Source organism: Pluralibacter sp. (genome assembly GCF_019237635.1).
Taxonomy (GTDB): domain Bacteria; phylum Pseudomonadota; class Gammaproteobacteria; order Enterobacterales; family Enterobacteriaceae; genus Enterobacter_B.
The window spans coordinates 1-21,422 of the sequence record NZ_JAFAGS010000015.1 but is presented as its reverse complement, the minus strand read 5'-3'; the positions used below and the strand labels follow the sequence as shown (position 1 = coordinate 21,422).

20 protein-coding genes, 1 tRNA gene, 2 rRNA genes and 1 pseudogene are annotated in these 21,422 nt (G+C 54.2%); 5 read left to right on the top strand and 19 right to left on the bottom strand.

Annotation, left to right across the window (positions count from 1 at the left end; all coding sequences use genetic code 11):
• Positions 1-4: 4 nt before the first annotated feature.
• From rrf (JO226_RS01955) to rrf (JO226_RS01945), 3 genes are all read left to right on the top strand, one after another.
• Positions 5-120 (top strand): 5S ribosomal RNA (gene rrf, locus JO226_RS01955).
• Positions 121-134: 14 nt separating this feature from the next.
• Positions 135-210 (top strand) — tRNA-Thr (locus tag JO226_RS01950).
• Between the two features lie 39 nt (positions 211-249).
• Positions 250-365, top strand: a 5S ribosomal RNA gene (gene rrf, locus JO226_RS01945).
• Positions 366-414: 49 nt separating this feature from the next.
• On the opposite strand, the gene JO226_RS01940 is transcribed toward rrf (JO226_RS01945), so the two are convergent.
• The 7 genes from JO226_RS01940 to JO226_RS01910 all read right to left on the bottom strand — a co-directional run bounded on the left by JO226_RS01940 (position 415) and on the right by JO226_RS01910 (position 9,731).
• Positions 415-1,173: an amino acid ABC transporter ATP-binding protein gene (locus JO226_RS01940; RefSeq protein WP_293481954.1), complete on the bottom strand. Its 759-nt coding sequence runs from the start codon at positions 1,171-1,173 to the stop codon at positions 415-417.
• Positions 1,174-1,180: 7 nt separating this feature from the next.
• Complete coding sequence (locus tag JO226_RS01935; protein WP_293481952.1) at positions 1,181-2,284, bottom strand: amino acid ABC transporter permease; 1,104 nt, start codon at positions 2,282-2,284, stop codon at positions 1,181-1,183.
• Positions 2,285-2,293: 9 nt separating this feature from the next.
• Positions 2,294-3,475: an amino acid ABC transporter permease gene (locus tag JO226_RS01930; RefSeq protein WP_293481950.1), complete on the bottom strand. Its 1,182-nt coding sequence runs from the start codon at positions 3,473-3,475 to the stop codon at positions 2,294-2,296.
• A 68-nt stretch (positions 3,476-3,543) separates the two neighbouring features.
• Positions 3,544-4,569 (bottom strand): amino acid ABC transporter substrate-binding protein, encoded by a 1,026-nt coding sequence (locus JO226_RS01925; protein WP_293481948.1) that lies wholly within the window; start codon positions 4,567-4,569, stop codon positions 3,544-3,546.
• 455 nt (positions 4,570-5,024) lie between these two features.
• The gene (locus JO226_RS01920; protein WP_013364475.1) at positions 5,025-5,246 is read right to left on the bottom strand and encodes a lipoprotein; all 222 of its coding nucleotides are present in this window, start codon (positions 5,244-5,246) and stop codon (positions 5,025-5,027) included.
• A 219-nt stretch (positions 5,247-5,465) separates the two neighbouring features.
• The gene (locus JO226_RS01915; protein ID WP_293481945.1) at positions 5,466-8,576 is read right to left on the bottom strand and encodes an efflux RND transporter permease subunit; all 3,111 of its coding nucleotides are present in this window, start codon (positions 8,574-8,576) and stop codon (positions 5,466-5,468) included.
• A gap of 15 nt (positions 8,577-8,591) precedes the next feature.
• Positions 8,592-9,731, bottom strand: a complete 1,140-nt coding sequence (locus JO226_RS01910; protein ID WP_293481943.1) for an efflux RND transporter periplasmic adaptor subunit — start codon at positions 9,729-9,731, stop codon at positions 8,592-8,594.
• A gap of 352 nt (positions 9,732-10,083) precedes the next feature.
• Between JO226_RS01910 and envR the strand changes: the two genes are divergently transcribed.
• On the top strand, positions 10,084-10,755 hold the full coding sequence (gene envR / locus JO226_RS01905) for an acrEF/envCD operon transcriptional regulator (protein ID WP_293481941.1): 672 nt from the start codon (positions 10,084-10,086) through the stop codon (positions 10,753-10,755).
• Here the strand turns inward: envR and JO226_RS01900 are convergent.
• The 12 genes from JO226_RS01900 to JO226_RS01845 form a co-directional block, all read right to left on the bottom strand.
• Positions 10,748-10,912 carry a DUF2556 family protein gene (locus JO226_RS01900; RefSeq protein WP_293481939.1) on the bottom strand — a complete coding sequence of 55 codons (165 nt, stop codon included), beginning with the start codon at positions 10,910-10,912 and terminating at the stop codon, positions 10,748-10,750. The two genes, envR and JO226_RS01900, sit on opposite strands and share 8 nt — an antisense overlap.
• A gap of 143 nt (positions 10,913-11,055) precedes the next feature.
• Positions 11,056-11,352: a DNA-binding transcriptional regulator Fis gene (gene fis / locus JO226_RS01895; protein WP_000462905.1), complete on the bottom strand. Its 297-nt coding sequence runs from the start codon at positions 11,350-11,352 to the stop codon at positions 11,056-11,058.
• Positions 11,353-11,377: 25 nt separating this feature from the next.
• Entirely contained in the window at positions 11,378-12,343 is a 966-nt protein-coding gene (dusB, locus tag JO226_RS01890; protein WP_293481922.1) for a tRNA dihydrouridine synthase DusB, read from the bottom strand.
• Positions 12,344-12,699: 356 nt separating this feature from the next.
• Positions 12,700-13,581 carry a 50S ribosomal protein L11 methyltransferase gene (gene prmA, locus JO226_RS01885; protein WP_293481920.1) on the bottom strand — a complete coding sequence of 294 codons (882 nt, stop codon included), beginning with the start codon at positions 13,579-13,581 and terminating at the stop codon, positions 12,700-12,702.
• A gap of 12 nt (positions 13,582-13,593) precedes the next feature.
• Positions 13,594-15,045, bottom strand: coding sequence for a sodium/pantothenate symporter (panF, locus tag JO226_RS01880; protein WP_293481918.1), 1,452 nt, complete (start codon positions 15,043-15,045; stop codon positions 13,594-13,596).
• A complete protein-coding gene (locus tag JO226_RS01875; RefSeq protein WP_293481916.1) occupies positions 15,035-15,277 on the bottom strand; it encodes a YhdT family protein in 243 nt (80 codons plus the stop codon). The genes panF and JO226_RS01875 overlap by 11 nt, the downstream gene beginning before the upstream one ends.
• A gap of 103 nt (positions 15,278-15,380) precedes the next feature.
• The gene (gene accC, locus JO226_RS01870) at positions 15,381-16,730 is read right to left on the bottom strand and encodes an acetyl-CoA carboxylase biotin carboxylase subunit (RefSeq protein ID WP_293481914.1); all 1,350 of its coding nucleotides are present in this window, start codon (positions 16,728-16,730) and stop codon (positions 15,381-15,383) included.
• Positions 16,731-16,740: 10 nt separating this feature from the next.
• Complete coding sequence (gene accB / locus JO226_RS01865; protein WP_293481912.1) at positions 16,741-17,202, bottom strand: acetyl-CoA carboxylase biotin carboxyl carrier protein; 462 nt, start codon at positions 17,200-17,202, stop codon at positions 16,741-16,743.
• Between the two features lie 22 nt (positions 17,203-17,224).
• Entirely contained in the window at positions 17,225-17,677 is a 453-nt protein-coding gene (gene aroQ, locus JO226_RS01860) for a type II 3-dehydroquinate dehydratase (RefSeq protein ID WP_013364486.1), read from the bottom strand.
• A 236-nt stretch (positions 17,678-17,913) separates the two neighbouring features.
• Entirely contained in the window at positions 17,914-18,513 is a 600-nt protein-coding gene (msrQ, locus tag JO226_RS01855; RefSeq protein WP_293481909.1) for a protein-methionine-sulfoxide reductase heme-binding subunit MsrQ, read from the bottom strand.
• Positions 18,514-19,515, bottom strand: a complete 1,002-nt coding sequence (gene msrP, locus JO226_RS01850; RefSeq protein WP_293481907.1) for a protein-methionine-sulfoxide reductase catalytic subunit MsrP — start codon at positions 19,513-19,515, stop codon at positions 18,514-18,516.
• A 77-nt stretch (positions 19,516-19,592) separates the two neighbouring features.
• The gene (locus JO226_RS01845) at positions 19,593-20,567 is read right to left on the bottom strand and encodes an MDR family oxidoreductase (RefSeq protein WP_293481905.1); all 975 of its coding nucleotides are present in this window, start codon (positions 20,565-20,567) and stop codon (positions 19,593-19,595) included.
• Between the two features lie 218 nt (positions 20,568-20,785).
• Between JO226_RS01845 and JO226_RS01840 the strand changes: the two are divergent.
• A pseudogene (locus JO226_RS01840) lies at positions 20,786-21,422 on the top strand (RNase E specificity factor CsrD); the annotation flags it as partial.

Here is a 21,422-nt window from a genome sequence, read left to right as displayed (position 1 = left end):
TTTGCCTGGCGGCAAGAGCGCGGTGGTCCCACCTGACCCCATGCCGAACTCAGAAGTGAAACGCCGTAGCGCCGATGGTAGTGTGGGGTCTCCCCATGTGAGAGTAGGGAACTGCCAGGCATCAAATTTAGTGTGCTGATATGGCTCAGTTGGTAGAGCGCACCCTTGGTAAGGGTGAGGTCCCCAGTTCGACTCTGGGTATCAGCACCAGTTTTTAAGGTTAAAGTTCGGCAAGTTAAAAAGAATTTGTCTGGCGGCAAGAGCGCGGTGGTCCCACCTGACCCCATGCCGAACTCAGAAGTGAAACGCCGTAGCGCCGATGGTAGTGTGGGGTCTCCCCATGTGAGAGTAGGGAACTGCCAGACATCAAACAAGTAAAAAGGCCATCCGAAAGGATGGCCTTTTTGCGTCTTGCTAGTGAAGAACCTGCGACAAAAAGGCTCGCGTGCGCTCTGATTTTGGTCGGGCGAAGAACTCATCCGGCGGCGCCTGCTCTACAATTTCACCGCGATCCATAAAGATAACCCGGTCAGCGACAGTTCTGGCAAAGCCCATTTCATGGGTAACGCAGAGCATTGTCATTCCCGACTGGGCAAGGCCAATCATCGTATCCAGCACCTCTTTCACCATCTCCGGGTCCAGCGCGGAGGTCGGCTCATCGAACAGCATAATTTTCGGCTTCATACACAGAGAACGTGCAATGGCGACACGTTGCTGCTGTCCGCCGGAGATCTGCCCGGGAAATTTGTTTGCATGTTCCTCGATACGTACACGTTCCAGGTAGTGCATCGCCAGAGCCTCCGCTTCTTTCTTCGGCATTTTACGTACCCAGATAGGCGCCAGCGTGCAGTTTTGCAATACGGTCAGATGGGGGAACAAATTGAAATGCTGGAACACCATCCCGACTTCCTGGCGGACACGTTCGATGTTGCGAATATCCTCGTTGAGCTCAATGCCATCGACAACAATCCGCCCCTGTTGATGTTCCTCAAGATGGTTAATACAGCGGATAGTCGTCGATTTTCCCGACCCCGAGGGGCCGCATAGCACAATACGCTCGCCGTGCTTAACGCTCAGGTTAATGTCTTTTAATACATGGAATTGGCCGTACCATTTATTCACATGTTCCATCGTAATCATCGCGTCGGCCGGTTGTAAGATCGTTTGACTCATAGTGTCCTCAGTGCAGTGTACGCCCGGTGTTAAAGCGCTTTTCCAGGTGCTGGCTGTAGCGCGACATGCTAAAGCAGAAGATCCAGTAGATCAGTGCGGCAAAGACATAGCCCTCGGTGGACATTCCAAGCCATACCGGATCGACAGTAGCCTGTTGCACGCTGCTGAACAGATCGAACAGCCCGATGATGATCACAAGGCTCGTGTCTTTAAACAGGGCGATGATGGTATTTACCAGCCCCGGGATAACCAGTTTCAGCGCCTGAGGCAAAATCACCAGCCCCTGCGTTTTCCAGTACCCCAGCGCCAGCGATTCCGCGGCTTCGTACTGCCCTTTTGGTAATGCCTGCAGTCCTCCGCGCACCACCTCCGCCACATAGGCTGACTGGAACAGGATAACGCCGACCAGCGCGCGGATGAGTTTGTCGATGCTGGTGCCTTCTGACATAAACAGGGGCAACATCACCGAGGACATAAACAGCACGGTGATAAGTGGTACCCCGCGCCAGAATTCAATAAAGATAACCGACAGGATGCGGACCACGGGCATGGTAGAGCGGCGACCCAGCGCCAGCAGAATTCCCCAGGGAAGCGCCCCGGCGATGCCCACGGAGGCAATGATCAGCGTCAGCGTCAGTCCGCCCCACTGCCGGGTCTCAACGCGATCGAGACCGAAAAAACCGCCATACAGCAGCCACCAGACGATCAGCGGATACAGCACGGCCCAGCAGGCGATATAGCGCCCACGTTGAGGGAGCCTTTTCAGGAACATCGGGATAATCGTCAGTATGCCGATAACCAACGCAAGGTGGATTCGCCAGCGCTGATCGTGCGGATAGAGGCCATACATGAACTGCCCAAAGCGCTCATGAATAAAGACCCAGCAGGCGCCAGCTTTTGTACAATCGGCTCTTGTGCTGCCGACCCAGTTTGCCTGCAGAAATACCCAGTCGACCAGCGGCGGCAGGAGCTCCCATAATAGCCACAGGCAGAACAGCGTCAGCAGGCTGTTGGACCAACTGGAAAACAAGTTTTTACGCGCCCAGGTAACAGCCGGGTTTTTCCCCGCGCCGATTGGGCGGGCAGGCGGTGACAGAGGTGCTTTTGTCATCATGGCTCCCTAACGCTCAATCAGCGCCATACGACGGTTATAGATATTCATCAGCAGCGAAATACTCAGACTGATAATCAGGTATACCGACATGGTTATGGCGATCGTCTCAATCGCTTGTCCGGTCTGATTAAGCACGGTTCCGGCAAACAGGGACACCATATCGGGATAGCCGATGGCGGCCGCCAGCGAGGAGTTTTTGACAATATTCAGATACTGACTGGTAAGCGGTGGAATGATCACGCGCAGCGCCTGCGGGATAATCACCTGGCGCAACGTCACCGGGTTTGGCAGGCCTAGCGAGCGCGCGGCCTCATGCTGCCCGTATGGAACGGCCTGAATACCTGCGCGAATAATTTCGGCAATAAACGCTGAGGTATAGACCGATAGCGCCAGCGTAAGCGCCGCCAGCTCCGGAATCAGGGCCATGCCGCCGAGGAAGTTAAAACCATGAAGTTGTGGAATGTCCCAGTGGATTGCCGCGCCAAAGGTCCAGTGCGCCAGCAGAGGAAGAAAAATGATCAGACCGAGCGCCGTCGGCCAGGTGCGACGCAGCTGGCCCGTTTTTATCTGGTGCGTTTTGTTATAGCGGTACAGACCTACTGAAATCACTATGGCGAGCAATACTGCGCCGGTAAACGCCAGCAGGCCTTCACCGAGCTGCGGCGCAGGGATGTATAGCCCGCGGTTGCTCAGATACACCAGGCCGAAGGCATCAACCGCCTGGCGCGGGCCGGGGAGATTGCGCAGCACGGCGAAGTACCAGAAGAAAATCTGCAGCAGGGGGGGAATGTTGCGAAAGACTTCGATGTACAACGTAGAGAGTTTGCGTAGCAGCCAGTTTTCCGACAGGCGGGCCAGCCCCAGAAAAAAACCGATGATTGAGGCGAAAACAATGCACAACGCGGAGACAAGCAGGGTATTTAATAATCCCACGATAAACACGCGGCCGTAGGTGTCACCTTCCTGATAGTCAATCAGATGTTGCACGATACCGAACCCGGCGCTGCGATCGAGAAAGGCAAATCCCGACGTGATACCGCGGTTATTCAGGTTAGTAATGGTGTTATGTATCAGATAAATAACGATGGTGGCGATCGTCACAACGGCGACTATCTGAAACAACCAGGCGCGAACCGTAGGGTTTGAAAGGGAAAGCGCTCCTTTCACGGTCAGGCGGCGATGGGACATAAGAAAACCTCAGCAACCAGGACACCAGAGTGGGCACCGCTTACGCGATGCCCGTTACCGCAACTGCATTAACGTACCGGCGGAGCGTACTGAATACCGCCGTTATTCCAGAGATTGTTCTGGCCGCGCTTAATCTTCAGCGGACTGTCGGCACCCACGTTACGATCGAAAATCTCGGCGTAGTTGCCCACCTGCTTGATAATGTTGTAGGCCCACTTGTTATCCAGCTTCAGGTCTTTGCCGAAATCCCCTTCTTTACCCAGCAGATGTGACATATCAGGGGTTGATGGATTCGCTGCTTTTTCGTCGACATTCTTCGAGTTGATGCCCATCTCTTCGGCATTCAGCATGGCGAAGAGCGTCCAGCGAACGATGGCAAACCACTCATCATCGCCACGGCGCACGACCGGCCCCAACGGCTCTTTAGAGATAACTTCCGGCAAGACCACCCATTCCGTCGGTTTACTCAGCTTGATTCGTAGCGCATACAGCTGGGACTGATCTGAGGCCAGCGTATCGCAGCGCCCCGATTCCAGCGCCTTCGCTGATTCATCAGAGCGGTCAAATGTCACCGGGGTGTATTTCATATTGTTGGCTTTAAAGTAATCCGCCACGTTCAGCTCGGTGTCGGTACCGGCCTGAATACAGACGGTCGCGCCATCCAGCTCTTTCGCGCTCTTAAGCCCGGCTTTGTCGTGGGTCAGGAAGCCAATGCCGTCGTAATAGGTCACGCCGGTAAAAGACAGGCCCATGCCAGCATCACGCGATGACGTCCAGGTGGTATTGCGCGACAGCAGATCCACTTCGCCGGATTGCAGCGCGGTGAAGCGCTCTTTCGCCGTCAGCGGGGTATATTTCACCTTGCTGGCGTCGCCAAATACGGCAGCGGCAACACCGCGGCACACGTCAACATCAATACCGGTAAATTTGCCGTCAGCGTCGGCATAGGAGAAGCCGGGCAAACCATCGCTAATACCGCACTGCACAAAACCTTTCGTCTTTATTGCGTCAAAGGTGGCACCGGCATGCGCCTGGGAGGCAATGGCGAACAACACCCCCGCCGCGACAAAACTGGCGATCGTCGTCTTTTTCATAAAGCTTCCTGTGTGGCGAAATTTATCGTTATAAATGAGACGCTCAGAAGAACGTCCGACCCTGTCTTTGGCTATGGCCATTCCTGTTAAAGCAAAGGGAATGCCAGAATTGCAATCGACCCAAACGCTACGTAGCCGAGAGGCAATAAAGTGAGTGTAGACAGGAAAGAAAAAAACAAGCGCCCTGCAGTGGTGCAAAATTACAACCTGCGCCACAAATTAGAGCGAAATAGTTTTACTACCGGGGTAAATAAAAAATGCTTTCTCAGGTGAATATTAATCTGGAAATGGATGGCGAATGTAATGTGAATGAGCCACGCATAAACAGGAAAACAATAAGAACAATTAACAGATAGTAATTTTATGGCAAAGAAGAGAGAGCATACTTTCTTAATTAATACAAAACGTTGTATTCAGAAATGGTGCAAAGCGCGGGAGAACCCGCGCGTTGCGGGTTATTTGGTTAACGCGACAATACCCAGCGTCAGGCCTGCCAGAGCGGCGGCGCCGCCGGCAATCGCCCCTGCGGTTTCCCAGTTATCCTGAGTGGTGCCTTTCATGCAGGTATTGGTATGAACCAGTCGACCCTGATCGTCATAAACGGGAACACAGGGAGAATCGTGAGCGCAGCCCGCCAGTAATGTGGTTAGCAACGTCACTAAAATTAATTTTTTCATAATGTTACCTCTGAATAATCCGTTTTTTACACCAATGTATGGCGCATTACGGCATGGCTTATTTTACCACTTGTGGCAGGGGAGACAGGCAGAGGAAATAATCTCAATTTATGAGCTTCGTAAACATCGTGGAGAAATGGTCAAACAGATGCGCCAATTATGTAGAAAAAAGGCAGGCGAAAAAAGGCGCCGGGAAGGCGCCTGTTGGTGAGGGGGAATTTAGCCAGTGTGTTTTGTGAATCGCCGTCTGACGACGACGAAGAACACCGGCACGAAGAAAATAGCCAATAGCGTCGCGGTCAGCATTCCGCCCATCACGCCGGTACCTACCGCATTCTGTGCGCCGCTTCCCGCGCCATGGCTTATCACCAGCGGCATAACGCCCAGAATAAACGCCAGCGAGGTCATCAGAATCGGGCGAAGCCGCATACGTGAGGCTTCGAGTGTGGCCTCGGTAATGCCTTTCTCCTCTTTCTCCATCAGATCTTTGGCGAACTCGACGATCAGGATGGCGTTTTTCGCCGACAAACCGATCGTGGTGAGTAGCCCGACCTGGAAGTAAACGTCGTTATTCAAACCGCGCACAGAGGCGGCCAGCAGGGCGCCAATGACCCCTAATGGCACGACCAGCATGACCGAGAAGGGGATAGACCAGCTTTCATACAGCGCCGCCAGGCACAGGAATACCACGATAAGCGATATAGCGTACAGTGCAGGCGCCTGGTTGCCCGAGAGCCGCTCCTGATATGACATTCCGGTCCAGTCATAGCCAATACCTGTCGGGAGTCGGCTTGCCAGTTGTTCCATCAGGATCATCGCATCGCCGGTACTCTTACCTGGCGCCGCTTCACCCAGCAGCTCCATTGACGGCAGGCCGTTATAACGTTCCAGACGTGGCGAGCCGTACACCCAGTGCGAGGTGACGAATGCGGAGAACGGCACCATTTCACCGTTAGCGCTGCGCACGTACATATTATTGATATCGCTCGGCAACATACGGAAACTGGCGTCAGCCTGGACGTAGACCTTCTTCACACGGCCATGGTCGAGGAAGTCATTGACGTAGTATCCACCGAGGGCCGCAGAAATGGTCTCGTTGATATCGGAAAGCGAAATACCAAGCGCCTGCGCTTTTTCCTGGTCCACATCGAGTTTAAACTGCGGCGTATCTTCGAGGCCGTTCGGACGCACGCGAACCAACTGGTCCGGGTGCTGCTTCACCATACCAAGCAGCTGATTACGTGCCTGGGTGAGCGCATCGTGGCCCAGGTTGCCCTGGTCAATAAGCTCGAAGTCAAAACCGGTGGCGGTACCCAGTTCGATAATAGCCGGAAGGTTAAATGGGAACACCATCGCGTCTTTGATCTGGCTGAAAGCCATGGTGGCGCGTTTGATGATCGATTCCGCGCTGTTGGCCGAACCGCTCCTCGCTTCCCAGGGCTTCAGGCTGACAAACGCCATCCCGGAGTTCTGCCCCTGGCCGCTGAAGCTAAAGCCGTTTACCGTGAAGACGCTTTCAACGTTCTCTTTTTCATTATTCAGGTAGTAATGGGTAACCTCATCCAGAACCTTTTGCGTACGCTCCTGCGTCGCGCCGGAAGGCAGCTGGATCATGGTCATGAATACCCCCTGGTCCTCATCAGGCAGGAAGGAGGTGGGCAGGCGTATAAACAGTACCGCCATCCCGGCGACGATGAGCGCATAGATAAGAAGATAGCGTCCGGTACCGTGCAGGATACGGCTTACGCTATTGGTGTAGTGGTTTACGCTGTTATCGAACTTTGCGTTAAACCAGCCGAAGAACCCTTTCTTCTCGTGATGGTCCGCCGACGCGGGTTTTAGCAGGGTGGCGCACAGCGCCGGGGTCAGGATCAGCGCAACCAGCACTGACAGCGCCATCGCCGAGACGATGGTGATAGAAAACTGGCGATAAATCGCCCCTGTGGAACCGCCGAAGAAGGCCATTGGTACAAACACCGCCGACAGCACCATGGCAATGCCGACCAGCGCGCCCTGGATCTGCGACATCGATTTTTCGGTCGCTTCTTTTGGCGGCAGCTTATCTTCGACCATCACGCGCTCGACGTTTTCCACCACCACGATGGCGTCATCGACAAGCAGACCTATCGCGAGCACCATCCCGAACATCGTGAGCGTGTTGATGGAGTAGCCGAATGCCGACAATACCGCGAAAGTGCCTAACAGCACGACGGGGACGGCGATGGTCGGGATAAGCGTTGCGCGCATGTTCTGCAAAAACAGATACATGACGAGGAAGACAAGGATAATCGCTTCAAACAGCGTCTTCACCACTTCGTGAATGGAGATTTTCACGAACGGCGTGGTGTCATAAGGGTAAACAACCTTCATTCCCTGAGGGAAGAAGGGCTGCAGTTCGGCGAGTTTCGCTTTAATCGCCGCGGCTGTGTCGAGGGCGTTGGCGCCGGTGGCAAGCTTGATACCAAGACCGGAAGCAGGTTTGCCGTTGATACGGGCGACGACGTTATAGTTCTCGCCGCCAAGCTCAATGCGCGCCACATCCTTCAGATGAACGACGGAACCGTCGGCATTCACCCGCAGCGTGACTTTACCGAACTCCTCCGGGTCTTTCAGGCGAGTCTGGGCAATGATCGAGGCGTTGAGCTGCTGGCCTTTAACCGCTGGCGTTCCGCCGAGCTGGCCTGCGGCAATTTGGTCGTTCTGGATTTTCAGCTGGTTGATAACGTCAACCGGCGTCAGGTTATATTTGTTCAGCAAATTCCCGTCGAGCCAGATGCGCATCGCATACTGCGCGCCAAACAGCTGAACGTCGCCCACGCCGTTGAGACGGCTGATGGCGTCTTTGACGTTCGAGGCGACGTAGTCGGAGATATCGTCCTGAGAGGTCGTCGGGTTATCGGAAATAAAACCGGCCACCAGCAGGAAGCTGCTGCTCGACTTTTCTACGCTGATCCCCTGCTGCTGTACTTCCTGTGGCAGCAGCGGCGTCGCCAGCTGCAGTTTGTTCTGTACCTGCACCTGGGCGATATCCGGGTCGGTCCCCGATTTAAAGGTCAGCGTAATCGTGACGCCGCCCGCGGAGTCGCTGGTGGAAGACATGTACATCAGGTTATCGATACCGTTCATGTTCTGTTCGATAACCTGGGTCACGGTATCCTGTACCGTTTGGGCGTCTGCGCCGGGGTAGGTGGCGGAGATCGCTACGGCAGGCGGTGCGATTGTCGGATATTGGGCGATAGGCAGCTGCAAAATCGCAAGGCCGCCCGCAATCATCATGATAATCGCCAGTACCCAGGCGAATACCGGTCGGTAGATAAAAAACTTAGACATAGCGTGATCCGTACCTTATTGCGCGACAGGCGCCGCGGTGTCCTGTTCAGCCTTCACGGTGACGCCCGGGCGCACTTTTTGCAGACCGCTGACGATCACTTTGTCGCCGGGTTTAAGACCGCTGGCGATAAGCCACTTATCGCCAATGGCTTGAGTGGCCACGACGGTACGGGCTTCGACCTGGTTTTTGTCATTGACCAGCATCACGCTCGCATCGCCGCGCGGCGTGCGGGTTACGCCCTGTTGGGGGACCAGAATGGCCTGTGGGTCAACGCCTTCATCGATACGCGCGCGTACAAACATGCCGGGCAGCAGCGTGTGCTGGGGGTTCGGGAAGATGGCGCGCAGGGTAATGGAGCCAGTGCTCTCATCCACCGTGACGTCGGAAAACTGAAGCGACCCTTTCAGTGCGTAGGGTTGACCATTTTCCATCAGCAGCTGCACGCTTTTGGTATCGCTGCCCCGCTGCAGGCTCTCCTGCTTCAGGCGCATGAAGTCGCTGCTGGACTGCGTAACGTCGACATAAATAGGGTCCAATTGCTGGACGGTCGCAAGGGCGGAGGATTGTCCGTTGGTCACCAGTGCGCCCTCCGTGACGTTGGATTTACCAATACGGCCATCGATAGGGGATGTGACTTTGGTATACGCCAGATTGATTCTGGCGCTTTCAACCGCGGCTTTCGCTGCCAGGACGGCGGCATCCGCCTGACGCGCGTTGGCGACGGCCTGGTCATAATCCTGGTGGCTGACGTACTGGGTGCCTAACAACGGGGCATAGCGCTTCACGGTCAGGTGGGCGATGGTTGCCGCGGCTTCGGCTTTGGCCTCGTCGCTTTTGGCGCTATCCCAGGCGGCCTGATAGGTGGCAGGGTCGATTTGATAAAGCGACTCGCCTGCCTGGATATCACTCCCTTCAACAAAGTTTCGATGCAGAATGATGCCGTCCACCTGTGGGCGAACCTCCGCGACGCGGAACGCGCTGGTTCTACCCGGCAGTTCAGTGGTGACGGAAATGGGCGCCTGGCTTACCACATGAACGCTAACCTGCGGCGCCTGAGCATGAACTTGTTGGTTTCCCGAGTCATCGCACCCGGTAAGCAGTGCAGCCGAAACTATCAGGCTGGTTAATAAAGTAATCCTGGCGTGAGTCGTCATTGCAAGTCCTTAATAACCGACGTAACGAAAAGCTACCCCGTCGGTGAAAGAGAAAATAAAAACAGCCTGCTATGCTACAAATAAAGAGCACAGGATGTAAGGGCGTACATTTATTATATTGATGCAAAAGCACGCATAAGCAAAAAAACGAGATCGATATCTCATGAAACCACTAATGAATAACATTTATTTGTTTTGTGAATAATTAAATCCATTATATTTCTTTAATCTATATATTGAGGTCGATATCGACAGCGTGTTTTTTCTGGTTAATAATCCGTTTCGTATAAATCAGTAATCTGAATACGACAACTTTCCCTATTGTTCTGTTTTACAACTCAGAGGTTATGCTATGGCCAGGAAAACAAAGGCCGATGCACTGCTCACGCGACGACTGCTCATTGAGTCCGCTATCAAGCAATTTGCGCTGCGCGGCGTGTCAGAGACCACGCTGACGGACATCGCAGAGGCTGCGGGCGTTACGCGTGGCGCGGTGTACTGGCATTTCAATAATAAAAACGAGTTATTTAATGAAATATGGCGGGAGCAAATACCCTTTCGTGAAACCATTGAACACACGTTGATACAATGCGAAAAAGATAATCCACTTGAATACATGCGGGGGTTGTTTATTGCTTCACTTATATATATTGCAGTAACGCCACGGATGCAGGCCCTGATGCAGATTTTGTATCATAAGTGTGAATTCAATAAAGATATGATGTCTGAAAGTGAAATACGGCAACGGATTGGTTTTCGCTATGACAATGTGCGTCGTTTATTAGACGCCTGTATTCGCAATGGCAGTATTTCAGCTGAGACAAACGTCGAGTTGATGCTAATGATATTGCACAGCTTCTTCAGCGGCGTGATAAAAAACTGGCTGATGGATCCGGAAAGATTCAACCTCCAGGCGCAGGCGCCTTTGCTGGTGGATAACATTTTGGCGACCTTGACGACTTCGCATTCACCGCGCGCTTCTCTCGGGAAAATCCCTTCGTCCGTCGTTACGCACGCTACTTGAGATCGATGCAGTTTACCAGCTTGAGTGGGTTGACGGAGTCCATGTTGCGGCACTTCTCATGGTCGGTCGCCAGCAGCTCAATCCACTGCATGATCAGGGCGTCAAACAGGAACATAAAAAGCGTGAAAACGATGAGCCACCCGTACTTGCGGAGCATAACGGCACCTGGTTATTGATTGCGTGAATGGCTGGCAATATACACGAAAACGGGCGCAGGCAAGAGAGGAGGGAGGTGTAGTCGCAATAAAAAAAGGCGCTTCCCCATGCCGGTTAGCGCCTTTTTATCCGTCATTAACTGAATCAGTTCATGCCGTATTTTTTCAGTTTCTTACGCAGAGTACCGCGGTTGATGCCCATCATCAGGGCAGCGCGGGTCTGGTTACCACGGGTGTATTGCATCACCATGTCCAACAGGGGCTGTTCTACTTCAGCCAGTACCAGCTCATAGAGATCATTCACATCCTGACCATTCAATTGAGCAAAATAGTTCTTCAGTGCCTGTTTTACCGAGTCACGCAGAGGTTTTTGAGTTACCTGGTCCTGAGAGTTAACGGTAGAAACGGTCAGTACGTCAGAATTTACGCGTTGTTCGAACATAGTTCTGTCAGCTCTTTATTTCTGTTTACGCAAAATTTTCGAAGTATGCCTCCAACGCCTCCAGCTGTTCGCTGGCGTCCTCAATGGCGTTGAATGTGCGCCGAAACTGGTCATCCGGAGCATGTTCCTGAAGATACCAGGAGACATGTTTTCGCGCGATTCGGTACCCTTTTGCCTGGCCATAAAAGTCATGCAATTCCCGAACATGTGCGCAAAGTAAGCGCTTAACCTCTGCCAGCGGCAGGGGTGGAAGCAGCTCTCCAGTGTCCAGATAATGCTGGATTTCCCGAAAGATCCAGGGTCTTCCCTGAGCAGCACGTCCTATCATCAGGGCATCCGCCCCCGTATAGTCCAGTACCGCTCTGGCTTTAAGCGGGTCAGTAATGTCGCCATTCGCGATGATCGGAATGGAAACTGTCTGCTTAACTGCCCGAATGCTGTCGTATTCAGCGTCTCCGTTAAACAAGCAGGCGCGAGTGCGTCCGTGGATAGTCAGAGCCTGAATGCCACAACCTTCAGCCAGCTGGGCAATCTCTACACAGTTACGGTGTTCCGGCGCCCAGCCAGTGCGAATCTTGAGAGTAACAGGAACGTCCACTGCCTTTACCACCGCGGTCAGGATCGACTCCACCAGACTCGGGTGTTGCAAAAGGGCTGAACCTGCAAGCTTGCGATTCACTTTCTTTGCCGGGCAACCCATATTGATATCAATAATTTGGGCGCCGCTTTCTACGTTAATACGCGCGGCTTCCGCCATCTCTTCAGGCACGCTACCGGCAATTTGCACGGTACGAATACCCGGTTCATCAACGTGCACCATCCGTAGACGGGACTTGTCGCTCTCCCACACCTGTGGGTTGGAAGACATCATCTCGGAAACGGTTAAACCGGCTCCCATCTCGTAGCACAGCGTCCTGAATGGTCTGTCTGTAATGCCAGCCATAGGTGCTGCGATCAGGCGATTTCTGAGCTGGTAGTGTCCGATGCGCATGAGTTAAGAAATGACCATACTGTGACTGCAAGGCGGCGTATATTACGCATTTTTTGCACGAGATGAAAGGCCAAACTTTGAGCAATCCCGTGTTGTAGATCAATGAATCGCCGGTAAAGGGAAATCCATTCTGTAAATAATTATATTAATCATTGAGTTATTTTTTTATGATGGTTTTATGTCCAATTATAAAATCGTACAACTTCTCATTTTTTGTTGTTTCAGGTGTCGTTTATACGGAATAAAACGCTGTTTTTGTGAGCAAAAAAGGGCATCGTAATGAGATGTGGCTCCCATTTTTGTCAATTATCCGGCGGGGTACAACGACATGCGGCCCGCAGGCCGCATTCGGAAGATTACTTACGCTGACCCGTAATACGGCACCATTCTTCTTTCTCCACCACCGGGTCGAGGTGGAAGAGATCGGCGTACGCTTCGCACACGCTGTCGGCCTGGCTTGCGAGGATACCGGAAAGCCCCAGCAAACCGCCCTCAACGGGCAGCACGCTGATTAACGGCGCCAGTTCACGCAATGGGCCTGCCAGGATGTTTGCGACCACCACATCGGCTTTCATGACCTCTGGCTGGTCCTTCGGCAGATACAGCGCCAGACGTTCAGAAACGCCGTTACGCTCGGCGTTATCGCGGCTGGCCTGAATAGCCTGCGGATCGATATCGATCCCGATCGCTTTTGTCGCGCCAAGCTTCAGTGCGGCGATGGCGAGGATCCCGGATCCACAGCCAAAATCGATCACCGTCTTGCCGTTCAGATCGAGGCCGTCCAGCCACTGCAGACACAGTGACGTCGTCGGGTGCGTACCGGTGCCGAATGCCAGACCCGGATCGAGCATGACGTTAACCGCATTTTCGTCCGGTACGTCGCGCCAGCTCGGGCAAATCCACAGGCGTTCGCCAAAGCGCATTGGGTGGAAGTTGTCCATCCATTCGCGCTCCCAGTCTTTATCTTCAATCTGTTCAATCTTGTGAATAAACCCAGCGCCGAGCAGCGGATGATGTTCAAGGATAGCCACCACCTCCTTCATGTCGGTTTCGGCGTCAAACAGCCCGATAACGTCGGTATCGCCCCACAGGCGGGTTTCACCCGGCAATGGCTCAAACACGGGCGTATCGTGCGTATCCTGAAAAGTGATGGAAACGGCGCCCGTTTCCATTAGCGCATCGCTAAGCTCTTCAGCATTCGCGCCCGTGGTATTCAGTTTCAGTTGGATCCATGGCATGGCAAAACTCTTTTAGTCATTAACAGTGATGTTGGAGGCCTGCGGTACGGGTTGTCCGAAACGGTTCCCGACCACAAAAGCCAGCAAACTAAGCAGTAACGATGGGACGATCGGATGAAAGCCCAGATACTGTATTTTCAGGGTGGCGAGCGCGGCATACAGCACGCCGCCGACAAGCATAGCGCTGAGCGCTCCCGCGGCGTTGGCGCGATCCCAGTAAAGCCCGAGCACCAGCGGCCAGAGGAACACCGCCTCAAGCCCGCCAAAGGCGAGCAGATTCAGCCAGATTATCATTTCAGGCGGACGCCAGGCGGCTAACAGCAGCAACACGCCAAGCAGCAGCGTGATTGCCGCCGACATGCGTTTAAGCCGTGTTTCGTTCTGGGCCTGCTCCGGGCGCAGATTCAGATACAGATCTTTGATGATCGTAGCGGAACTTTGCAGCAGTTGCGCGTTGATCGTCGACATGATTGCCGCCATCGGCGCGGCAAGGAAGATCCCGGCGGCAAAGGGCGGCAGCACCTTCACCATCAGCGTTGGGATGACGAGATCCGGTACCGTCAGGTCCGGAATGACCGCCCGCCCAAGGGCGCCTGCGAGGTGCATGCCCAACATGAGGATGGCGACGACGATGGTGCCGATAATAATACCGCGGTGTACCGCTTTGCTGTCCTTGTAGGAAATACAGCGTACGGCGGTGTGGGGCAGTCCGATAACCCCAAAACACACCAGAACCCAGAACGAGGTCATGAAGGTCGGGGAAAGAATATCATCAGCGCCCTGCGGGGAAACGAGTTGCGGATCGATGTGCTCAAGGGTTTGTACGGCGTTACTCAATCCGCCTGCGGCATGAACGACCCCGACCAGCAGCACGATGGTGCCGATAAGCATCACCAGTCCCTGCATCGAGTCGTTGAGCACGCTGGCGCGAAAACCGCCGTATGCCGTGTACAGTGCAATGCTGACGCCAAAAATCAGCAAACCTGTGTCATAGGGGATACCCGCAGCCGTTTCCAACAGGCGCGCGCCGCCGATGAACTGCACGGTCATCGCGCCAATAAATGCAATGAGCAAACTCAGGCTTGCCAGCCAGACCAGCAAGCGGCTCCGGTAACGGGCAAACAGCATGTCATTCAGCGTGACGGCATTGTACCGACGCGCAAGAATAGCAAACTTTTTACCCAGGATGCCCAGCGACAACCAGACGGCCGGGAGCTGAATCATCGCAAGCAGCACCCAGCCCAGTCCGTACTTATAGGCCGCGCCGGGGCCGCCGATAAATGAACTGGCGCTGATATAGGTCGCGGTGAGCGTCATCGCCAGCACAAACCCACCCATCGACCGGCTGCCGAGGAAGTACTCGTTGAGGAAGCTGCCGGTGGCGCGCTTACGCATCGCATAGACCGACACCCCGAACACCACCAGTAGATACGCAACCAGAGGCAGAATGACTTCAAACTGCATTGTCATCCTCCAGAGAAATATCACGGAAGATGAATTTCACCATTGCCCAGCACAGCAGAATGAAAAGCAGGGGCGTGAGCAGGCATGCCATCTCGAACCAGTGCGGAAGCCCTGTAAACCCGGTTACCGAATCTGGTAAGTAAGCAGTTACTAACCATGCTGCAAGATAAAGAAGGGTTAGCCCCAGCGCCCAGCGTGCTTCTTTGTGGGCCTGAACAAAACGTTTGTCCATGGATATTCCCTTAAGTGTCAAGAAAGCGGGGATTGTACCGCATGGGAAAAATACGGGCGAAAAAAAAGGCCGGTTTACCGGCCTTTTTCTCTACGCGTCAGGATCACTTATCATGAAGACCGAGTTTCTTCTCCAGATAGTGGATGTTAGTCCCACCATGCTGGAAGTTCTCGTCGTTCATGATGCGGGTCTGCAGATCAACGTTGGTTTTGATGCCGTCGATGATGAGTTCCTGCAGCGCGTTTTTCATGCGGGAGATTGCCACATCACGGGTTTCGCCGTAGCAAATCAGCTTGCCGATCATTGAGTCATAGTACGGCGGTACGGTGTAACCAGCGTAGATATGAGACTCCCAACGCACGCCAAAACCGCCTGGCGCGTGGAAACGGGTGATTTTGCCCGGGCTCGGCAGGAAGGTGTTCGGGTCTTCGGCGTTGATACGGCACTCTACCGCATGGCCTTTAACCACAACGTCTTCCTGCTTGATGGACAGCGGCTGACCCGCAGCGATACGCAGCTGTTCTTTGATCAAGTCTACGCCGGTAATCATTTCGGTAACCGGGTGTTCAACCTGAATACGGGTGTTCATTTCGATGAAGTAGAACTCGCCGTTTTCGAACAGGAACTCGAAGGTGCCTGCGCCGCGGTAGCCGATATCAATACACGCTCTGGAGCAGCGCTCGCCGATGTAGCGACGCAGTTCCGGGGTAATGCCCGGCGCTGGCGCTTCTTCGACCACTTTCTGGTGGCGACGCTGCATGGAGCAGTCACGTTCGGCCAGATAGATGGCGTTGCCCTGACCGTCAGCCAGTACCTGAATCTCAATGTGACGAGGATTTTCCAGGTATTTTTCCATGTACACCATGTCGTTGCTGAACGCGGCTTTCGCTTCAGCTTTGGTCATGGAGATGGACTGCGCCAGTTCGGCATCGCTGCGAACCACGCGCATACCGCGGCCGCCGCCGCCGCCGGACGCCTTGATGATAACCGGGTAGCCAATGCGTTTTGCATGAGCACGGTTAGCATCCATGTCGTCGGTCAGAGGGCCGTCAGAGCCAGGTACGGTGGGTACGCCTGCTTTTTTCATCGCGGTGATCGCAGACACTTTGTCGCCCATCAGGCGGATGGTGTCAGCTTTCGGGCCGATGAAGATAAAGCCTGAACGCTCAACCTGCTCGGCAAAGTTGGCGTTTTCGGATAGGAAGCCGTAACCTGGATGGATAGCTACCGCGCCAGTGATTTCAGCGGCGCTGATGATAGCCGGGATGTTCAGATAGCTTTTTACGGACGGAGCCGGGCCGATACAGACCGTCTCATCCGCCAACAATACGTGTTTTAAATCGCGATCCGCACTTGAATGCACAGCGACGGTCTTGATGCCCAGCTCTTTACAGGCACGAAGAATACGCAATGCAATTTCGCCGCGGTTGGCGATAACAATTTTATCCAGCATGTACGCCTCGTTACTCGATGACGACCAGCGGCTCGTCAAATTCTACCGGTTGACCGCTTTCGACCAGGATAGCTTTCACCACGCCTGATTTGTCGGCTTCGATCTGGTTCATCATTTTCATCGCTTCAACGATGCACAGGGTATCGCCTGCGTTAACTTTCTGGCCAACTTCCACAAACGCTTTCGCATCCGGGCTTGGCGTACGGTAGAAAGTACCAACCATCGGGGAACGTACGATGTGACCACTGATTTCTGCTTTCGCGGCCGGTGCGTCTGCTGCGGCTGCAGGGGCAGCTGGCGCAACCTGAGGCTGCATCATTGGCGCGGCATAGGCCTGCTGCATGACCGGGAAGCCCGCGTTTGGCGCGCTACGGCTGATGCGTACAGACTCTTCGCCTTCAGAAATTTCCAGTTCGGAGATACCTGATTCTTCAACCAGCTCGATCAGTTTTTTAATCTTACGAATATCCATGAGTGGGTTCCGTACTCTTTGTTTAGTGTGATTGTGACAGGCGTTTTACCGCCGTCTGTAAAGCGTATGAATAGCCGTCAGCGCCTAATCCACAGATGACGCCAGCGGCGATATCAGAGAGATATGAGTGGTGCCGGAAAGGCTCCCGTGCGTGCACGTTGCTCAGGTGAATCTCGATGAACGGGATACTCACCGCCAGCAGCGCATCACGAATCGCAACGCTTGTGTGCGTAAACGCGGCCGGATTGATCAGGATATAGTCAATAACGTCTTTAGCCTGATGAATTCGGTCGATGATGACGTACTCAGCATTGGACTGCAAATGGTCGAGCGACACGTTCAGCGCATCAGCTTCTGCCGTCAAACGGTTAACAATTTCCGTGAGCGTCAGGGTGCCGTACTTCTCTGGTTCGCGGGTTCCGAGCATGTTCAGGTTCGGTCCGTTCAAAAGCAAAATGCGAAACTTGTCTGCCATTGTGCAGCTATCTCCTGCAATTCTCCGGTAAAAAAACAAAATATACCTTCGATACGCACTTGTCACCTTTTCAGAGGAGAAAATCCCCTGTCAGGAAAACCAAAGTCGCACATTATAACGATTTCGTAGCATTTGGCAGCTAAATACTGGTCTTATCAGGGAAGATAATCAACCGCCCGGCAGAAAAAGTGCGAAATCAGGCGGAAGATCTGCGGGAAATCGCACAGAATCGTGCATTAACGGAACCACTGGCGGAACTTCTTGTGGCGCCATCCCAACAGGATAACGGCAAGAAAGGCGTAGATGATAGGCTGCGGCGACAAAATTTTCACCGACCAGAGGTAGTGGATGGGGGCGAGGATCGCCACCAGATAGACGAAGTTATGCAGTTTCTGCCAGTTCGGGCCCAGTTTTCGCTGTGCAAGCTGAAGGGAGGTCGACGCCAGCGCCAGTAAGATAAGCCAGCATATCAGCCCGAGCGTCAGGTAGGGGTGGTTGACCACCTCCTGCCCCAATAGTCCCAGATTATGGATCCCCAACTCCAGCAGCGCATAGCTGGTTAAATGCAGCGTTGCCCAGGCAAAGCACCATAGCCCCAGCAGGCGGCGGGTGCGGATCAGCAGCGGCTGTTTCGCGTAGCGCGCCAGCGGCGAAACCAGTAACGTCGCCAGCAGTAACTTTAACGCCATCCTGCCGGTAAAGTGCTGGATGTCTTTCGCCGGATCGGCGCTGAAATAGCCCTGATAACCCGCCCAGAAGAGCCAAAGAAAAGGTAAAAATGCCGCTAAGTGCAGGACGACTTTAAGCCAGACTATCTGTTTTGCCGTTAAACGCACTCAGAAATACTCCCGTAAATTAAGGCCGTGATACAGCGGGGCGACCTGATCGGCATAGCCGTTGAACAACAGCGTCGGCTGTCGCTTGACGTCCAGCAGGCCGCCGGAGCCGATAACGCGTTCTGTCGCCTGCGACCAGCGCGGATGATCGACATGAGGGTTCACATTGGCGTAAAACCCATACTCATTCGGCGCCGCCAGGTTCCAGGTGGTCGGGGGCAGCTCGCGGGTCAGCGTAATGCTGACTATTGATTTGATACCTTTAAAGCCGTATTTCCACGGCACCGTCAGGCGAATGGGCGCGCCGTTTTGCGGCGGCAGCGCTTTGCCATAAACACCGACGGTAAGCATCGTCAGGGGATGCATGGCCTCATCCAGCCGCAGCCCTTCAACATAGGGATATGCCAACCCGCCGCCGATGAAGCGGTCTTTTTGTCCGGGCATTTGTTCCGGCGCATAAACGGTTTTAAACGCCACGTATTTGGCATTGCTGGTGGGTTCGACCTGCGCCAGCAGCTTATGAAGGGGAAAACCAATCCAGGGCACCACCATGGACCAGGCCTCGACGCAGCGCATCCGGTAAATACGTTCTTCCAGCGGGAAATGTTTGGTGAGGGCATCGTGGTCGAGCGTCAGGGGTTTGGCGACTTCGCCGTTAATCGTCAACGTCCACGGGGCGGTTTTCAGGCTCCCGGCATTGGCCGCCGGGTCGGCTTTATCCAGGCCAAACTCATAGAAGTTGTTGTACCCGGTCACTTTGTCTTCGGGCGTCAGCGTCAGCGAATTATGCCATTCGGCGGGACGCGTAAAATCGAGCGGCTTTCCGGAGGGGGCGGGCGGGCGATCGTGTCCTTTAAACCAGCTCAGCAGGTCCGCCTGCGCACTGGGAGACAGGCTCAACGCCGTGGCGCTGATCCCTAACATTTTCAGCACCTGGCGGCGCTGCAACATAAATACGGACTCCGACGTTACATCGGCTTCCGTCAACTTTTTCAGCTTCATGGCGCTCTCCGTCATACGTTTTCCTAAGCATGACGGAGGGCGGTCATTTAAGCGAATATGTCACGAAAATTTGAAGATTAGGCGATCTTCACCAGCGTACGGCCCTGAACCTGGTTGTTCATGATGCGTTCGGCATACTCGGGCGCTTGCGCCAGCACGATTTCGGTCGCGCTCTGAGTATAAAAAGAAGCGGGAAGATCCTGGACCAGGCGCTTCCAGGCCCGCGTACGCAGTGCGGCAGGCGCCATCACCGAATCCACGCCCTGCAGACGCACGTTACGTAAGATGAACGGCATCACCGTGGTCGGCAGCGCAAAACCGCCCGCCAGGCCGCAAGCGGCCACGCAACCGCCGTAGTTCATTTGCGCCAGCACTTTCGCCAGCACCTTATCGCCCACGGTATCGACAGCTCCGGCCCACAGCTGTTTTTCCAGCGGGCGGGTTTCGGAGAACTCTTCGCGCCCGAGGACCCGGCTTGCGCCCAGCTGGCGCAGGTAGTCGTGCGTGCTTTCGCGACCGGAGACGGCAACGACCTGGTAACCCAGCTTATGCAGAATAGCGACCGCCGCGCTGCCGACGCCGCCGCTGGCGCCTGTCACGACGATTTCACCATCCTGAGGGCGAATACCGGCATCTTCCAGCGCCATGACGCACAGCATGGCAGTAAATCCCGCGGTACCGATAATCATCGCCTGGCGACCGCTCAGTCCTTCAGGCAGGGCGACCAGCCATTCGCCTTTGACGCGGGCACGCTGGGACAATCCGCCCCAGTGATTTTCCCCGACGCCCCAACCGGTCAACAGCACCTGTTGACCGGCATGAAAACGCGGATCTTCGCTGTTGTGCACGACACCGGCGAAGTCGATGCCGGGCACCATAGGAAAGTTTCGGATAATTTTACCCTTGCCGGTGATCGCCAGCGCATCCTTATAATTCAGGCTGGACCACTGGACGTCGACCGTCACATCGCCTTGGGGCAACTGGTCATCCGTAATGGATTGTACCGACGCCCGGGTTTTACCGTCCTGCTGTTCTAAGATTAACGCGTGCATAACCTTTCCTCAGTTGATCAACGATTGGAAAATAATTCCTGATGACTATACTCGCTAACAAAAATGCGTTGCCGACTTATCGCAATAAATTGCCAGATACACCATCTCTGGTAGTATGCTGAATCTTTCTGAAAAGTTAGTGCTTACTCATTTTTTGCGTCAATGCGGGCGCCGGATGCCAGTCCGGGATGTTTTTCACCAACGGAGTTAATACAGGGATGCGATTAACGACGAAGTTTTCAGCCTTTATGACGTTGCTGACCGGTCTGGCTATCTTTGTCACCCTTATCGGCAGCTCATTGAGCTTTTATAACGGTATTCAGTATAAGCTGGAGTACCGCGTCCGTGCCGTTGCGACCGTTATCGATTCCCGTCTGCTGACCACCTCTTTTGATAAAATCGACAGCCAACTGGACGAGCTGTTGATGCCTGTTGATATCGTCCGCATGGATGTGGTCGTCAACCACAAAACCGTATTCAGCCATTCGCGCACCAGCAGTTATCGGCCGATGGGCAGCAGCTATCAATATCGTGAAGTCTCTGTCCCGTTGATAAAACATCCCGGTATGACCGTCCATATGGTGTACCAGGATCCGATGGCGAACTATTTCCATTCGCTGTTAACCACCGCGCCGCTGACGGTCGCCATCGGCTTTATGGTGCTGGTTATCTTCTTTTCGATGCGTTGGCTGCGAAATCAGCTTTCCGGCCAGGAGTTGCTGGAATTGCGCTCAACGCGAATTCTTAACGGTGAGCGCGGCAATCAGGTACGGGGCAACGTGCATGAGTGGCCAGCCCGTACCAGCAGCGCGCTGGATACGTTGCTGTCTGAAATTCAGTTCGCCAGCGAGCAGC

Coding starts and splice junctions, on each gene's coding strand:
- JO226_RS01940 (WP_293481954.1), bottom strand. CDS start 1,173: ATGAGTCAAACGATCTTACAACCGGCCGACGCGATGATTACGATGGAA.
- JO226_RS01935 (WP_293481952.1), bottom strand. CDS start 2,284: ATGACAAAAGCACCTCTGTCACCGCCTGCCCGCCCAATCGGCGCGGGG.
- JO226_RS01930 (WP_293481950.1), bottom strand. CDS start 3,475: ATGTCCCATCGCCGCCTGACCGTGAAAGGAGCGCTTTCCCTTTCAAAC.
- JO226_RS01925 (WP_293481948.1), bottom strand. CDS start 4,569: ATGAAAAAGACGACGATCGCCAGTTTTGTCGCGGCGGGGGTGTTGTTC.
- JO226_RS01920 (WP_013364475.1), bottom strand. CDS start 5,246: ATGAAAAAATTAATTTTAGTGACGTTGCTAACCACATTACTGGCGGGC.
- JO226_RS01915 (WP_293481945.1), bottom strand. CDS start 8,576: ATGTCTAAGTTTTTTATCTACCGACCGGTATTCGCCTGGGTACTGGCG.
- JO226_RS01910 (WP_293481943.1), bottom strand. CDS start 9,731: ATGACGACTCACGCCAGGATTACTTTATTAACCAGCCTGATAGTTTCG.
- envR (WP_293481941.1), top strand. CDS start 10,084: ATGGCCAGGAAAACAAAGGCCGATGCACTGCTCACGCGACGACTGCTC.
- JO226_RS01900 (WP_293481939.1), bottom strand. CDS start 10,912: ATGCTCCGCAAGTACGGGTGGCTCATCGTTTTCACGCTTTTTATGTTC.
- fis (WP_000462905.1), bottom strand. CDS start 11,352: ATGTTCGAACAACGCGTAAATTCTGACGTACTGACCGTTTCTACCGTT.
- dusB (WP_293481922.1), bottom strand. CDS start 12,343: ATGCGCATCGGACACTACCAGCTCAGAAATCGCCTGATCGCAGCACCT.
- prmA (WP_293481920.1), bottom strand. CDS start 13,581: ATGCCATGGATCCAACTGAAACTGAATACCACGGGCGCGAATGCTGAA.
- panF (WP_293481918.1), bottom strand. CDS start 15,045: ATGCAGTTTGAAGTCATTCTGCCTCTGGTTGCGTATCTACTGGTGGTG.
- JO226_RS01875 (WP_293481916.1), bottom strand. CDS start 15,277: ATGGACAAACGTTTTGTTCAGGCCCACAAAGAAGCACGCTGGGCGCTG.
- accC (WP_293481914.1), bottom strand. CDS start 16,730: ATGCTGGATAAAATTGTTATCGCCAACCGCGGCGAAATTGCATTGCGT.
- accB (WP_293481912.1), bottom strand. CDS start 17,202: ATGGATATTCGTAAGATTAAAAAACTGATCGAGCTGGTTGAAGAATCA.
- aroQ (WP_013364486.1), bottom strand. CDS start 17,677: ATGGCAGACAAGTTTCGCATTTTGCTTTTGAACGGACCGAACCTGAAC.
- msrP (WP_293481907.1), bottom strand. CDS start 19,515: ATGAAGCTGAAAAAGTTGACGGAAGCCGATGTAACGTCGGAGTCCGTA.
- JO226_RS01845 (WP_293481905.1), bottom strand. CDS start 20,567: ATGCACGCGTTAATCTTAGAACAGCAGGACGGTAAAACCCGGGCGTCG.